The 13,123-nt window shown below is 60.9% G+C and carries 11 protein-coding genes; 6 read left to right on the top strand and 5 right to left on the bottom strand.

The genetic code is table 11. The annotated features are described in order from the left end of the window. From MU848_RS14265 to MU848_RS14285, 5 genes are all read left to right on the top strand, one after another. A complete protein-coding gene (locus tag MU848_RS14265) occupies positions 1-3,138 on the top strand; it encodes an efflux RND transporter permease subunit (RefSeq protein WP_247233593.1) in 3,138 nt (1,045 codons plus the stop codon). Further along, positions 3,135-4,499: an efflux transporter outer membrane subunit gene (locus MU848_RS14270; RefSeq protein ID WP_247233595.1), complete on the top strand. Its 1,365-nt coding sequence runs from the start codon at positions 3,135-3,137 to the stop codon at positions 4,497-4,499. Before MU848_RS14265 ends, MU848_RS14270 begins: the two co-directional genes overlap by 4 nt. Positions 4,500-4,591: 92 nt before the next feature. Further along, complete coding sequence (locus tag MU848_RS14275) at positions 4,592-4,912, top strand: hypothetical protein (RefSeq protein ID WP_247233597.1); 321 nt, start codon at positions 4,592-4,594, stop codon at positions 4,910-4,912. Continuing rightward, complete coding sequence (locus tag MU848_RS14280) at positions 4,909-6,489, top strand: PepSY-associated TM helix domain-containing protein (protein WP_247233600.1); 1,581 nt, start codon at positions 4,909-4,911, stop codon at positions 6,487-6,489. The genes MU848_RS14275 and MU848_RS14280 overlap by 4 nt, the downstream gene beginning before the upstream one ends. Beyond that, positions 6,486-6,758, top strand: coding sequence for a hypothetical protein (locus MU848_RS14285; RefSeq protein WP_247233602.1), 273 nt, complete (start codon positions 6,486-6,488; stop codon positions 6,756-6,758). The genes MU848_RS14280 and MU848_RS14285 overlap by 4 nt, the downstream gene beginning before the upstream one ends. A 43-nt stretch (positions 6,759-6,801) precedes the next feature. On the opposite strand, the gene MU848_RS14290 is transcribed toward MU848_RS14285, so the two are convergent. Further along, complete coding sequence (locus MU848_RS14290) at positions 6,802-7,626, bottom strand: DUF1206 domain-containing protein (protein WP_247233604.1); 825 nt, start codon at positions 7,624-7,626, stop codon at positions 6,802-6,804. A gap of 119 nt (positions 7,627-7,745) precedes the next feature. On the opposite strand from MU848_RS14290, the gene MU848_RS14295 reads away from it, so the two are divergent. Next, positions 7,746-8,531, top strand: coding sequence for an SIMPL domain-containing protein (locus tag MU848_RS14295; protein WP_247233606.1), 786 nt, complete (start codon positions 7,746-7,748; stop codon positions 8,529-8,531). A 54-nt stretch (positions 8,532-8,585) separates the two neighbouring features. Here the strand turns inward: MU848_RS14295 and MU848_RS14300 are convergent, their stop codons facing one another. The 4 genes from MU848_RS14300 to MU848_RS14315 form a co-directional block, all read right to left on the bottom strand. Further along, positions 8,586-9,359, bottom strand: a complete 774-nt coding sequence (locus MU848_RS14300; protein WP_247233608.1) for a 3'(2'),5'-bisphosphate nucleotidase CysQ — start codon at positions 9,357-9,359, stop codon at positions 8,586-8,588. Then, the gene (gene cysN / locus MU848_RS14305; RefSeq protein WP_247233610.1) at positions 9,356-11,269 is read right to left on the bottom strand and encodes a sulfate adenylyltransferase subunit CysN; all 1,914 of its coding nucleotides are present in this window, start codon (positions 11,267-11,269) and stop codon (positions 9,356-9,358) included. Before cysN ends, MU848_RS14300 begins: the two co-directional genes overlap by 4 nt. A gap of 230 nt (positions 11,270-11,499) precedes the next feature. After that, the gene (gene cysD / locus MU848_RS14310) at positions 11,500-12,411 is read right to left on the bottom strand and encodes a sulfate adenylyltransferase subunit CysD (protein WP_247233612.1); all 912 of its coding nucleotides are present in this window, start codon (positions 12,409-12,411) and stop codon (positions 11,500-11,502) included. A 91-nt stretch (positions 12,412-12,502) separates the two neighbouring features. Continuing rightward, positions 12,503-13,117: a TetR/AcrR family transcriptional regulator C-terminal domain-containing protein gene (locus tag MU848_RS14315; protein ID WP_201516033.1), complete on the bottom strand. Its 615-nt coding sequence runs from the start codon at positions 13,115-13,117 to the stop codon at positions 12,503-12,505. Positions 13,118-13,123: the final 6 nt, after the last annotated feature.

Consider the following 13,123-nt stretch of genomic DNA (forward strand, 5'->3'; position numbering starts at 1 on the left):
ATGATCAGCCGCTTCTTCATCGATCGCCCGATTTTCGCATGGGTTATCGCCATCGGCATCATGCTCGCCGGCCTGGGCGCCATGCTGTCATTGCCGATCGCACAATATCCCGACATTGCCCCGCCCGCAGTCAATATTCGCGCGAATTACCCGGGCGCTTCGGCGGATACTGTCGAAACCAGCGTTACCCAGGTTATCGAGCAGCAGCTGACCGGCATCGATGGCCTGATGTATTTCTCCTCGACCTCCACGGCCAACGGCCAGTCGCGCATCAACGTCACCTTCAACAAGGGAACGGACCCCGACACCGCACAGGTGCAAGTTCAAAACAAGGTGCAGCAGGCGCTAAGCCGCTTGCCGAATGCGGTTCAACAGCAAGGCCTGACGGTCACCAAGTCGCAAACCGACTTCCTGATGCTGGTCGCGCTGTACGACCGCACCGATCGATCCACTCAGGCCGACATTTCGGATTATCTGGTCAATAATTTCCAGGATCCCATTTCCCGCCTGGAAGGCATCGGCGACGTTCAGATCTTTGGTTCGCAATATGCCATGCGCATATGGCTGGACCCCTATAAGCTCGCCACCGTCAAATTGATGCCGTCGGACGTGGAAAGCGCCATCCGGTCGCAGAATATCGAGGTCTCCGCTGGGCAGATCGGCGCTGATCCAGCGCCTGCCGGGCAGCAGCTCAATGCTACCGTGCGGGCCCGCTCCCGCCTCCAGACGCCAGAGCAATTTCGCAACATCATCGTCAAGACGCAGAATGACGGTTCGGTCGTTCATCTCTCCGACGTCGCCCGGGTTGAACTTGGCAATGAAAGCTACACGTCTTCCGCGACGCTGAATGGGCATCCGGGTTCAGGCATCGCGCTGCAGCTTGCCCCCGGCGCGGATGCGCTGAAAACTGCCGAACTTGTAAAGGCCAAGGTGGAAGAATTGTCCACCGGACTGCCCTATGGCTACAGCATCGCATTTCCCCGCGACACGACACCTTTCATCCGGCTTTCGGTGAACGAGGTCATCAAGACGCTCATCGAAGCGGTCGGGCTGGTCGTCGTCGTCATGTTCGTCTTTCTGCAAAGCTGGCGCGCGACCCTCATCCCCGCAGTCGCAGTGCCCGTGGTCCTGCTCGGGACCTTCGGTGTGCTTGCGCTCTTCGGCTATTCCATAAACACACTCACCCTGTTCGGAATGGTGCTGTCGATCGGCCTGTTGGTCGATGATGCCATCGTCGTCGTCGAAAATGTCGAACGCTTGATGCACGACGAGGGGCTGGATGCGCGATCCGCGACGATTAAGTCGATGGAAGAAATTGGCAGCGCCCTGGTCGGCATTGCGCTCGTCCTGTCGGCCGTCCTGTTGCCGATGGCGTTCTTTGGCGGATCGACGGGCGTGATCTACCGGCAATTCTCCATCACCATCGTCTCTTCCATGCTCTTGTCCGTGGTCGTGGCGCTCATTCTTTCGCCTGCCCTGTGCGCCACGCTACTGAAACCGACGAGCGAAGAGCGCCGCCAGCAGGGCTGGGCTGGCAAATTCAACCGCTGGTTCGAACGTGTAACCGGCGGCTACATGCGCCGGTTGGAAAAGGTCATGCATCGGCGTGCCCTTTTCTGGGGTGTTTATGTGCTGATCCTTGGCATCCTTGCCCTGTTGTTCGTTCGCCTTCCGACCAGCTTCCTGCCTGTCGAGGACCAGGGACAGGTCATGGTGCAGATGACGCTTCCCGCAGGCGCCAAGTCAACCCGGACAAGGCAGGCGATCGACAGCGTCCGCAACTATTTTCAAAGCGAGGAAAGCGAAAACGTCGGGAGCGTCTTCATCGCACAAGGTTTCAGTTTCGCTGGGCAAGGCGAGAATACCGCACAAGGCTTCATCAATCTGAAGCCTTGGGAAGATCGATCGGGCAAGGCGAACAGTGCGAGCGAGATCGCGAGCCGCGCCACTAAGCAACTGGCAGCGGTGCGTGACGCAAAAATCCTCGCGATGACGCCGCCTGCCATCCGCGGCCTGGGGCAATCAAATGGCTTCACCTTCGAGTTGCTCAACACGGGCGGTCTCAGCCGCGACGAGTTCCTGGCCTTGAGGAATCAATTGCTTGCTGCGGCTGAGGAAAGCTCCCTTCTTGCCGGTGTCCGCGCAGCGACGCTGGAGGACACGCCACAGCTCAAGGTCGATATCGATAGTGAGAAGCTTGCGGTACTTGGACTTACGCAGAGTGACGTCGATGACGTGCTGAGTTCTGCCTGGGGAAGCACCTATATCAACGATTTCATCGACCGCGGCCGTGTGAAGCGGGTCTACATGCAGGCTGATGCGCCATACAGAGCTTTGCCGACCGACATCGACAACTGGCAGGTCCGTTCGGCGGCGACAGGAGAAATGGTTCCTTTCTCAGCATTCGCGACGACGCATTGGGAGATGGGTCCCACGAGCGTGGCTCGCTTCAATGGTCAGTCCTCCTATGAAATACAGGGTCAGGCCGCGCCTGGCGCAAGTTCCGGCGAAGCCATGGATGAAATGGTGAGGTTGCAAAAGCAACTGCCCGCCGGCACAAGCTACGCGTGGAGCGGCCTTTCCTATCAGGAACAATTGTCGGGTGGGCAGGCGCCATTGCTCTATTCCCTTTCGGTGCTCGTCGTGTTTCTCTGCCTCGCCGCGCTGTACGAAAGCTGGTCAGTGCCGCTCGCCGTGCTGTTCGTTATTCCGCTGGGTCTGATCGGTGCAGTCGTTGCGGTATGGGGGCGCGGTCTGGAGAATAATGTATTTTTCCAGGTTGGGCTGCTCACCACCATGGGGCTCGCCGCGAAGAATGCGATCCTGATCGTCGAGTTCGCCGAATTCGCCTATCGGGAGGGCAAGGACGCCATGAGCGCGGCGATCGAGGCCGCCAAGCTTCGTTTCCGCCCGATCATCATGACGTCATTGGCGTTCATCGCGGGCGTTCTCCCGTTGGCGCTTGCCCATGGCGCAGGCGCGCAGAGCCGGGTCGCTATCGGCACAGCAGTGGCGGGGGGCATGCTGACCGGCACGGTGCTGGCCATCTTCTATGTGCCTTTGTTCTTCTTCACCATCGCGCGCCTGTTCACCCGCAAGCGTGCCTCGCCTGCGCCCGGTTCGGAGGTGCCCGCATGAGGCGCGTCCTCCTCCTTGGCCTCACCGCGGCCTTGACTGCCTGCAATCTCGCGCCAACCTATAAGCGGCCTGCCGCGCCCGTCCCTCCAGCCTGGCCTGCTGGAGCAGCCTATCCTGCGGCGATCTCCACGGAAGAAGCAGGGCTGCCATGGACGGCGCTGCTGGGCGATCAGCGACTGCGAACCATCATCGGGCGAGCGCTCGCGAGCAACCGCGATCTGCGCGTCACGCTGGCAAATCTACTCGCCGCAAGAGCGCAATATCGCATCCAGAGAGCGGCGCAGCTGCCCACGGTTACGGCGGATGCAGGCGCTACCTTCTCGCGCCGCAATGATCAACGGCAGGATAGCTACAGCGCCGACATCGGGTTCAGCGCTTTCGAAATCGATCTGTTCGGCCGATTGCGCAACTTGAGTGAATCCGCGCTCCAATCCTATCTGGCGACCGAAGAGGGAGCGAGGGCAGCCCGCATCGCACTCGTCGCGGAAACGGCCAGTGCCTATGCGGTGCTCGCTGCTGATCAACAATTGCTTACTGTCGCGCGCGACACGCTTGCCAGTGCAGAACGAACGCTGGCGCTCACCAGATCGCTCAACGGGGTAGGCCTTTCCGGTAAGCTCGACGTTCACCAGGCTGAGACCGTGGTAGAGCAGGCGCGGTCCGATGTCGCGGCCGCTGTCACACAGGTGGCGCAGGACCGCAATGCACTGGACCTGCTCGCCGGAGCCTCGGTCGAAGAAGCACTCCTGCCCCTCTCCCTCTCATCATTGATCGGAACGACCGCGCAGGTGCCCGCAGGGACTTCATCGGACGTCCTGCTGCGACGGCCGGATGTGCTGCAGGCTGAGCACCAACTGCAAGCTGCCAATGCCGACATCGGCGCAGCGCGCGCCGCGATGTTCCCGCGCATCAGCCTGACCTCAGCAATCGGCGTGGCGAGTTCTGCGCTATCGTCTCTTTTTACAGGCAATGCCTTCACCTGGTCAGCAGCGCCCTCCGCCAGCCTTCCCATATTCGGTGGCGGCGTCAGGGCCAATGTCGAGTTCAGCAAGGCGCAGCAGCAGGCAGCGGTCGCCAATTATGAAAATGCCATCCAGAACGCATTCCGCGAAGTAGCCGATGCCTTGGCCCGCGCTGGCACCATAGGGGAACAACAGCGGGCTCAGCGGGCCTTGGTTGTTTCCAACGAGAACGCCTATGCTCTATCCGAGCAGCGATATCGCGCGGGCATCGACCCGTTCCTGACGACACTCGTCAATCAGCGATCGCTCTATTCGGCGCGGCGGAGCGCGATCGCCACGGATCTTGAACTGCTGCAAAACCGGATCACCCTCTATCGCGTGATCGGCGCCGATTTTTAGCGGGATATTGATAGTCTCCTTCCCGGCTAAAAGCTGAAGTCACTTAATTGCTAATGACTTGCATCATACCCCCATCGCAGTATGAAGGGGGCATGAAAGCGAAGGCTGGACCCCCTGCTCAGAAGCGCTGGAGCCGCATCCTCTTGGCAGGACCAGGAGCGATCTGCGTCACCGTTATCGTGATGGCGGGCATGACCTTGTGGTTGCCCGGAGGAAGGGCGGGAATCGACAATCTGGTCTTGCCGCTCGTGCTCGCGCCATTGATCTGGGCTGTGCTTTTCTTTCACGCCTGCCTTGATCGCAGCGTCGGCCGTGTCGCGCTCATTGCGCTGGCGCTGCTGCTGACACATGGCGGGCTGCTCGCGCATAAATGGGCCAATTGGCCATCCACAGCCAAGGAGGGAGGCAGATGATCCATCTCCCGAAGAATGAAACCAAGCTGATGGTGGCTGTCCATGGCTGGTCTGGGATATTGCTCGGCCTTATCCTCTATGCCGTGGTCCTGACTGGCACGGCTGCCGTGTTCGCGGAGGAAATCGGCATTTGGTCTTCGGGTCATATGTCCAGTACATCAGCGTTCGAGCGCCCGATCGGGCAGAGCGTCCAGGCACTGGGAAGCCAGACCCCAACCAAATATCATGAAGGCGTCGATCTCTTCGAGGTTGGCGACCATGATCTTGGCGCCTTCTTCCACCGGCATGAGATTGACCCGGACGGTGAACTGGTAAGCAGGGGCATCTTCTACAGGGTCAACAGCAATGGCCAAGTCATCGATCGTCAAGCCGGCACCAGCGAGGAAGTATTTGGTCCACGCAACGACGACGCGCTCAGCCATTTTCTCGTCGACACACATGTCCGTCTACATTTGCCCAATCCTTGGGGCCTGCTGCTGACCGGCATACTCGGACTGGCGATGCTGGTCGCGGCGGTGTCCGGCCTGATGATACACCGCCACCTGTTCAAGGACATATTCACCCTGCGGCGAAAGGCAAATCCGGTGCTTTTCAATCGCGACCGGCACAGTGTCGCGGGCACGTGGAGCTTGCCCTTCGCCTTCATCCTCGCTTTCACGGGAAGCTTCTTCTCCTTCTTTGGCACGGTAGGCGTTCCGATCGTTGCCATGGCCGCGTTTGGCGGCGACGTTCAGGCTCTCAACAGCAGCGTATTCGGCAATCCGGGGCAAGCGGACCCCCGCCCGGCCCCCACCAGCGGCATTGATAGGATCACGCGCGACGCCATCCAGCGGACCGGTGAAATCCCGACCTTCGTGACGATCGAGAATTTCGGCCGCGCAGATGCCAAGGTCACGACTTTTCACCCGCCGGAGAAAGGCGGCGTCGTGCCCATCAGCCTGCTATATGACGGTGCGGACGGCCGTTTCGAGCAGGTGAAGCCGCTGATTGGGACAAGGCCGTCCGCCGGTGGCGCCCTGGCAGGGATCATGTCGCCACTGCACTTTGGCAATTTTGCTGGCATATTGTCGAAAGCGGTCTGGTTCGGGCTTGGCTTTGCGATGTGCTATGTGACCTTGACCGGCCTGCGCCTTTGGGTCGTTCGCCGCGCAAACGAGACTAGGTCATTGGGCTGGCTTGATCGGATGGTTACAATCGTCGGTCTCGGGCTGCCGTTTGCACTGCTTTGTACCGCTGTCGCATTCCTGTGCACCACCTCGTCCGGAAGCGCCCTTTTCTGGACACCGGCTGGTTTCCTGATGGCTTCCGCTCTGGTGATAATAGGCGGAGCATTCATCAGGGACCGGATAAAGCTCAGTATCCTTCTTGAATGCGGCATGGGCATATTGATGCTCATCCTGCCCTCCCTCCGCCTGTTCATGGGCGGTCCGGGATGGGTCATCGCCATGAAAGCAGGTCAGCCCATTATAGCCGCGGTCGATATCGCACTTCTTATCGCAGGCTTCTGGATGCTTGCCCGCCATTTCCCGCAGCGCGCCCCGCGTTCAGGCGAACTTACACTTCAGGCGGCCGAATGATGATCTGGTTTGTCCTCGCCGCAACGGCATTTTCCGTCGGCCTGCTCACCATCCTGGGCCTTGGTGATCCCAAGCGGAGGCGGGCTGCGGGATTGCACGGTGGCCATGGTCAGCCAATGCGCCATCTCTATGTAGTTGGCGCTATCGTGCCCGGAGTGGGCATCGCCTACACGGGCGATGCCGCGATGTGGTTGATCTGGTTCGGCGGCTGTGCCGTCGCGGGATGGATCGTGGCGCTTTGGCTCGCCCAGTCGGGTGCCGCGCGGTAATCGCGGCACCTGATGCCTTCGATCGTTGGGACGGCTTATGCTGCTAAGGCCTTCGAGGGGTGACGACGCGCAGCCGCCGGTATCGAGCTTCCACCAAACTGAACAACCCAAATAGCGCGAGTCCAGCGGCCACGATCAGCAGCAGGATCGGACCCTGATCCTGTTCGCGCAATTGCCTGAGCGCCGCGCCTAATCCGCCAGCCTCATCAGGATTGCGATGAAGCACGACATTGATCAAAAACCACCCGATCATCGCAAAGACCAATGCCCGTGCAGCATATCCGATCCGGCCGAGCCAACGCACTTGCGCCGGGGCTGGTACGTCGCCTGCCAAGTCATCGAAGCTGGCCTTGTAGGCCTTGAGCGCCTGAGCGGCCGCTGTCGCGAAGAATGCTATCGCCACCAGAGCCAGCAAAACCGGCCCGGCCGGCTGTTCGAGCAGCCAGGCGGACCAGCTTTGTGCTGCCTGGTCGCCGGGGCTCCCGCTCGCAGGCGCGGCCTGTCGCATGGCAAGCTTTGCAGCTGCGGCAGCCAGCCCGACATGGATGATCCCGCTCACGGCATAGCCCGCGCGCTCAAACCGGCCTTTCATGTTCTCGCCCCTATGTTCGGGGTCCAAGGCCGCCTCTGTAAGCCGCCAGAAAGCATAGCCAGCAAAGCCCAGGGCGCAAAGAACAAGGAGAAGTCGTCCCATCGGCGCTTCCGCGATCGTGCCCATCACCCCCTGATTGTCGCTGGGACGACCTCCATTGAGCGCAGCGTCCATGGCGAACACGCCGATCAACAGATACACAATACCGCGCGCGGCAAAGCCAAGCCGCGCCAACATGGTCAGCCAGCCAGCGGGATCTTCTCTCATCATTTTCATCAGCATCTCCTTCCGCCGCAACGCAGGGGAGCCGCCGAAGTTGCTGCGTTCATGACATCGATCATGCAACCGGATGCTCGAACATACGTTGCGCTAAAGCAACGGATCAGGAGATGCCGATGAAATACCTTGCCTTTCTGATCGCCGTGGCGGGAGGAGCTTCGATGGTGCAGGCTCAACTTCCAGCGGCAACGCCGGTTCTTACACCGGATGAAACGCTACTCGTGGTCAGCGGCGAAGGGCAGAGCCGGCAGGTGCCCGATCTTGCCGTTTTTTCGGCAGGCGTGGTCACGCAGGGAAAGACTGGAGGCGAGGCTCTGGCGGCCAATGCCACGCGGATGGATGAGGTGATCAAAGCGCTCAAACGTGCGGGCATCGGAGACAGGGATATTCAAACCTCGGCGCTCTCGCTTCAGCCGCAATATTCCAATCCTGAACAGGAAGCGCAGCTGAGGGCGCGAATGGCGCGGGAACCCTATGTCGCGCCCGTTCAGCCAGAGGCTCCGCGCATAATCGGCTATGAAGCGCGCAACAATGTTCAGGTGCGTGTGCGCAAACTGGGCGAGATGGGGCGCATCATCGACACGCTGGTATCGGCAGGTGCCAACCAGGTGGATGGTCCTTCCTTCACGCTGGACGATCCAAAGGCCGCATTGGACGAAGCACGGGTCGCCGCCGTCAAGGATGCTCACGCTCGCGGCGAGCTGTACGCCCGCGCGGCAGGCCTGAGGATTTCGCGAACCATCTCGATCAGCGAGGGCGGCGGCTACTATCCGGTTCAACCCATCATGGTGACAGGTCGCATGGCAGGAGCGCCCCCTCCCCCGCCTCCACCCAGTCCTGTAGCGCCTGGCGAATTGACTTTGGGTGCGACCGTCTCGGTCCAGTTCGCCTTAACCAGATGAAGTTTGAGCCACGCTGCGCGCTCGCGGCGTGGCTCAATTCAGTTCATGCAGATATCAAGCGCTGACCTGTACTTCGCTTATCAGGCTCAGCACCTGCTCGGCATGTTCCTTCCTGCAGATGAGCAGGTCAGGCAGATACACATCTTCCTGATTGTAGATCAGCGGACTGCCGTCGATGCGCGAACAGTGCAGGCCGTGCGCCTGCGCCACCGCGACCGGGGCCATGCTGTCCCATTCATATTGGCCGCCGGAATGGAGGTAGATGTCCGCCTGACCCAGGATCACGGCCATCGCCTTCGCGCCTGCCGAACCCATCGGCACCAGTTCCGCGTCCAGCCGTTCGGCGACCGCCACAGCTTCTTTCGCGGGGCGAGTGCGCGACACGACCATGCGGAGCTTTTCCGGCGCGTCCGGCAGAGGCCGCGGCTGATCGGACCGCAACACGGTGCCGCCTCCGCTGCCGGTGAGGTCGAGGCCCGGTAGCGCGACCGCGCCCAGCACGGCCTCGCCATCGACAGCCATGCCGACATGAACCGCCCAGTCGGACCGCTCTTCGCCATATTCGCGGGTGCCATCGACCGGATCGACGATCCAGACGCGGCTCTTGGCGAGCCGTTCGGGATTGTCCTTCTCCTCCTCCGACAGGAGGCCGTCTTCGGGACGGACCTCCCGCAGGGCGTGGACGAGGAACTGGTTGGCGGTCTGGTCGCCCGCCTTGCCCAGCGCCTTGGGGCTGAACAGCCCCGAGGCCCGCACGTTGATCAGGATCCGTCCCGCGACCTCGGCGAGGTGCGCGGCGAGATCGCCATCGCTCATCGCCTCGCTCATGGGATCAGCCTCGCGATGATGAGGTCAGCGGCCTGGTCTGCCGTCAGCGACGTGGTGTCGATGCGGATTTCCGGGTCCTCTGGCGGCTCATAAGGGCTGTCGATGCCGGTGAAGTTCTTGAGCTCACCAGACCGCGCTTTCTTGTACAGACCCTTGACGTCGCGCGCCTCTGCTTCGGCGAGTGGCGTGTCGATATGCACTTCGACGAACTCGCCAGGCTGCATCATTTGCCGCACCATTTCGCGCTCCGAACGGAAGGGCGAGATGAAGGCGGTGATGACGATCAGACCCGCGTCGGTCATGAGCTTTGCAACCTCGCCAACGCGGCGGATATTTTCCACGCGGTCGGCATCGGTGAAGCCAAGGTCCTTGTTGAGGCCATGGCGGACATTGTCACCGTCGAGCAGGAAGGTGTGGCGGTTCATCCGCGCCAGCTTCTTTTCGACAAGGTTGGCGATGGTCGATTTGCCCGCGCCAGACAGGCCCGTGAACCACAGCACAGCAGGCTTCTGGTTCTTGAGGCCCGCATGGAATTCGCGGGTGACGTCGGTCGCCTGCCAGTGGACATTCTGCGCCCGCCGCAGCGAGAAGTGCAGCATGCCCGCAGCCACGGTGGCGTTGGTGATCTTGTCGATCAGGATGAAGCCGCCGAGCGTCCGGTTCTGCTCATAAGGTTCGAACACGATCTGCTTGTCGGTCGACAGGTTCGCGACACCGATGGCGTTCAGGTCCAGCGTCTTGGCCGCCAGATGCTCCATCGTGTTGACGTTCACCTGATATTTGGGCTGCTGCACCGTCGCGGTGACGGTCTGCGTGCCGACCTTCAGCCAGTAGGGACGGCCGGGCAGCATTTCCTCGTCCGCCATCCAGACGATGGTCGCTTCGAACTGGTCGGCGGCCTGCGGCGGATTGTCGGCGAGTGCGATGACGTCGCCGCGCGAGCAGTCGATCTCATCGGCGAAGCAGATGGTCACGGACTGGCCCGCCACTGCTTCCTCAAGATCACCATCCAGCGTCACGATGCGGGTGACGGTGCTGGTCTTGCCCGAAGGCAGCACGCGCACGGCGTCGCCCGGCTTCACCGTGCCGGTCGCGATCAGGCCGGAAAAGCCGCGGAAGTCGAGGTTCGGGCGGTTCACCCATTGCACCGGCATGCGGAAGGGCTTTTCCGCATCGGTCGCGCTGTTGACCTCGACAGTCTCCAGATGCGTGATGAGCGACGGACCCTTGTACCAGGGCGTGTTTTCCGAAGGGCCAGTGATATTGTCGCCCTTGAAGCCCGAAATCGGCATGGGCACGAAATGCTGGATGCCGATCGACCGCGCGAACTCGGTGTAATCCTTGACGATGCCATCGAAGACCGCCTGGTCATAATCGACCAGATCCATCTTGTTCACGGCCAGCACGATATTTCTGATGCCGATCAGGTGCGCCAGATAGCTGTGACGCTTGGTCTGCGTCAGCACGCCCTTGCGCGCGTCGATCAGGATGACGGCGAGGTCCGCGGTCGATGCGCCCGTCACCATGTTGCGCGTATATTGTTCGTGGCCGGGGGTGTCGGCGACGATGAACTTGCGCTTTTCGGTCGCGAAGAAGCGATAGGCGACGTCGATCGTGATGCCCTGTTCCCGCTCGGCGGCGAGGCCGTCGACGAGAAGGGCGAAGTCGATCTCCTGCCCCTGCGTGCCCACGCGCTTGGAGTCCGCCTCCAGCGCCGCCAGCTGATCCTCGAAGATCATCTTGCTGTCGTAGAGCAGGCGGCCGATCAGCGTGGACTTGCCATCGTCCACCGACCCACAGGTGATGAAACGCAGCATCGTCTTGTGCTCATGCACCTTCAGATATTCGTCGATATCCTCGGCAATGAGGGCGTCGGTCTTGTAAATGGGTTCGTCGAGAGTGTCGGTCATGTCATCTGTCCCGTCATCCCAGTGCAAGCTGGGATCTCGTTGATCTGGTTAAGAGGGTTCACGCGGAGCCGCAGAGACGCAGAGAGGCCGCGCACGCGGCGAAGCCGCATTGCCGGACAAGTCGCAGCATCGGGCCGCACCATGGCCAAAAGGAGAAAGCCTGCGGCTTGATTGCAGCCCCTCCGCGTCTTCGCGTCTCCGCGTGAGCAAAGATGGGCGCACTGCCGCCATCAGAAGTAGCCTTCCTGCTTCTTCTTCTCCATACCCGCGCCGCCCGCGTCCTTATCGATGGCGCGGCCCTGGCGTTCGGATGTGGTGGTCAGCAGCGTTTCCTGAATGACTTCCGGCAGCGTCTGCGCGTTGCTCTCCACCGCGCCGGTCAGCGGATAGCAGCCGAGCGTCCGGAAGCGGATCGAGCGCATCACCGGCTCTTCGCCCGGCTTCAGCGGGAAGCGCTCGTCGTCCACCATCAGCAGCATGCCGTCACGCTCGACCGTGGGCCGTTTCTGCGCGAAATAGAGCGGCACGATCGGCACATTGTTGAGGTGGATATACTGCCAGATATCCAGCTCGGTCCAGTTGCTGATCGGGAAGACGCGGATGCTCTCACCCTTGTTCTTCTTGGCGTTGTAGAGGTTCCACAGTTCGGGACGCTGGTTCTTCGGGTCCCAGCCGTGCGAAGCAGTGCGGAAGGAGAAGATGCGCTCCTTGGCGCGGCTCTTTTCCTCGTCGCGGCGCGCGCCGCCGAAAGCTGCGTCGAAGCCATAGAGGTCGAGCGCCTGCTTCAGACCTTCGGTCTTCCACATGTCGGTGTGCAGCGGGCCGTGGTCGAACGGGTTGATCCCCCGCTCCTTCGCCTCAGGATTTTGATAGACCAGCAGTTCCATGCCGCTCTCCCGCGCCATGCGGTCGCGCAGGTCGTACATCGCCTTGAACTTCCAGGTCGTGTCGACGTGGAGCAAGGGAAATGGCGGCGGCGAAGGATAAAATGCCTTGCGGGCGAGGTGCAGCATCACGGCGCTGTCCTTGCCCACGGAATATAGCATGACCGGCTTTTCAGCCTCGGCCACAACCTCTCTCAAAATATGAATGCTCTCCGCTTCCAGGCGCGCCAGGTGGGTGAGCGTGTTATTGTCTGTCATCGTCTTTTCCAGCCTTTCGCCGATCCAGATGACAGAAGGTGCGAATCATCAAACCTCCCAAATGGGAGAGCTTCATTTTCTCTCGCAAAAGTCAGGCCCGGCGCGCTTTTGGCCCCAGGGATTGCAGATCCGCCTCGTAGCCCGAAATGATACGTTCCAATGTAATCCGGTAATCACCGAGGATCGCTGGCAGCGGATCCCATTCATTCTCGTCTTCAGCGATCAGTTGAGCGAGTCCTTCTCTCCGCATCATGCTGATCGCAGCGCCAATCACGACCTGGTTGACTTCGATATATGCGTCGACTGCCAAATTCGCAGGAAGGCCTCTGTTTTCCAGCATCATGAGCACCCTTGCTGAATAGTCGAACGAATGCTGCTCAGGTTCTTTGGCCATCAGGTTAGTGATGAGTTGAGGCAGAGATTGAAACAGCCGATAGGTAATCGTGGCATGCTCACGCAATATTTCTTGCCAGCTCTGCCCTTCATCCTTAATCAGTGCCTGCCCGACAAGGCGCTGCGCCACGAGTTCAAGCAGATGCTCGCGGCCACGGACATAGCCATATAATGTTGCGACGCCGGTATTCAGCTTTTCAGCGACCAGACTCATTTCCAGCTTGGCGATGCCGACTTCGCAAGCGGCATCGACAATCGCTTCCAGCGTCAGTCTTCGGGGACGCCCTACCGTCCGTTTCGACTGCCTAGGCATGCCGCT

Source organism: Sphingobium agri, assembly GCF_023051225.1.
In the GTDB taxonomy this organism is placed as follows: domain Bacteria; phylum Pseudomonadota; class Alphaproteobacteria; order Sphingomonadales; family Sphingomonadaceae; genus Sphingobium; species Sphingobium agri.

What these genes read in the sequence shown, in the direction of transcription:
- MU848_RS14290 (WP_247233604.1), bottom strand. Translation starts at nt 7,626, where the DNA reads ATGAAAATGATGAGAGAAGATCCCGCTGGCTGGCTGACCATGTTGGCG.
- MU848_RS14295 (WP_247233606.1), top strand. Translation starts at nt 7,746, where the DNA reads ATGAAATACCTTGCCTTTCTGATCGCCGTGGCGGGAGGAGCTTCGATG.
- MU848_RS14280 (WP_247233600.1), top strand. Translation starts at nt 4,909, where the DNA reads ATGATCCATCTCCCGAAGAATGAAACCAAGCTGATGGTGGCTGTCCAT.
- MU848_RS14275 (WP_247233597.1), top strand. Translation starts at nt 4,592, where the DNA reads ATGAAAGCGAAGGCTGGACCCCCTGCTCAGAAGCGCTGGAGCCGCATC.
- MU848_RS14285 (WP_247233602.1), top strand. Translation starts at nt 6,486, where the DNA reads ATGATGATCTGGTTTGTCCTCGCCGCAACGGCATTTTCCGTCGGCCTG.
- MU848_RS14270 (WP_247233595.1), top strand. Translation starts at nt 3,135, where the DNA reads ATGAGGCGCGTCCTCCTCCTTGGCCTCACCGCGGCCTTGACTGCCTGC.
- MU848_RS14300 (WP_247233608.1), bottom strand. Translation starts at nt 9,359, where the DNA reads ATGAGCGAGGCGATGAGCGATGGCGATCTCGCCGCGCACCTCGCCGAG.
- cysN (WP_247233610.1), bottom strand. Translation starts at nt 11,269, where the DNA reads ATGACCGACACTCTCGACGAACCCATTTACAAGACCGACGCCCTCATT.
- cysD (WP_247233612.1), bottom strand. Translation starts at nt 12,411, where the DNA reads ATGACAGACAATAACACGCTCACCCACCTGGCGCGCCTGGAAGCGGAG.
- MU848_RS14315 (WP_201516033.1), bottom strand. Translation starts at nt 13,117, where the DNA reads ATGCCTAGGCAGTCGAAACGGACGGTAGGGCGTCCCCGAAGACTGACG.
- MU848_RS14265 (WP_247233593.1), top strand. Translation starts at nt 1, where the DNA reads ATGATCAGCCGCTTCTTCATCGATCGCCCGATTTTCGCATGGGTTATC.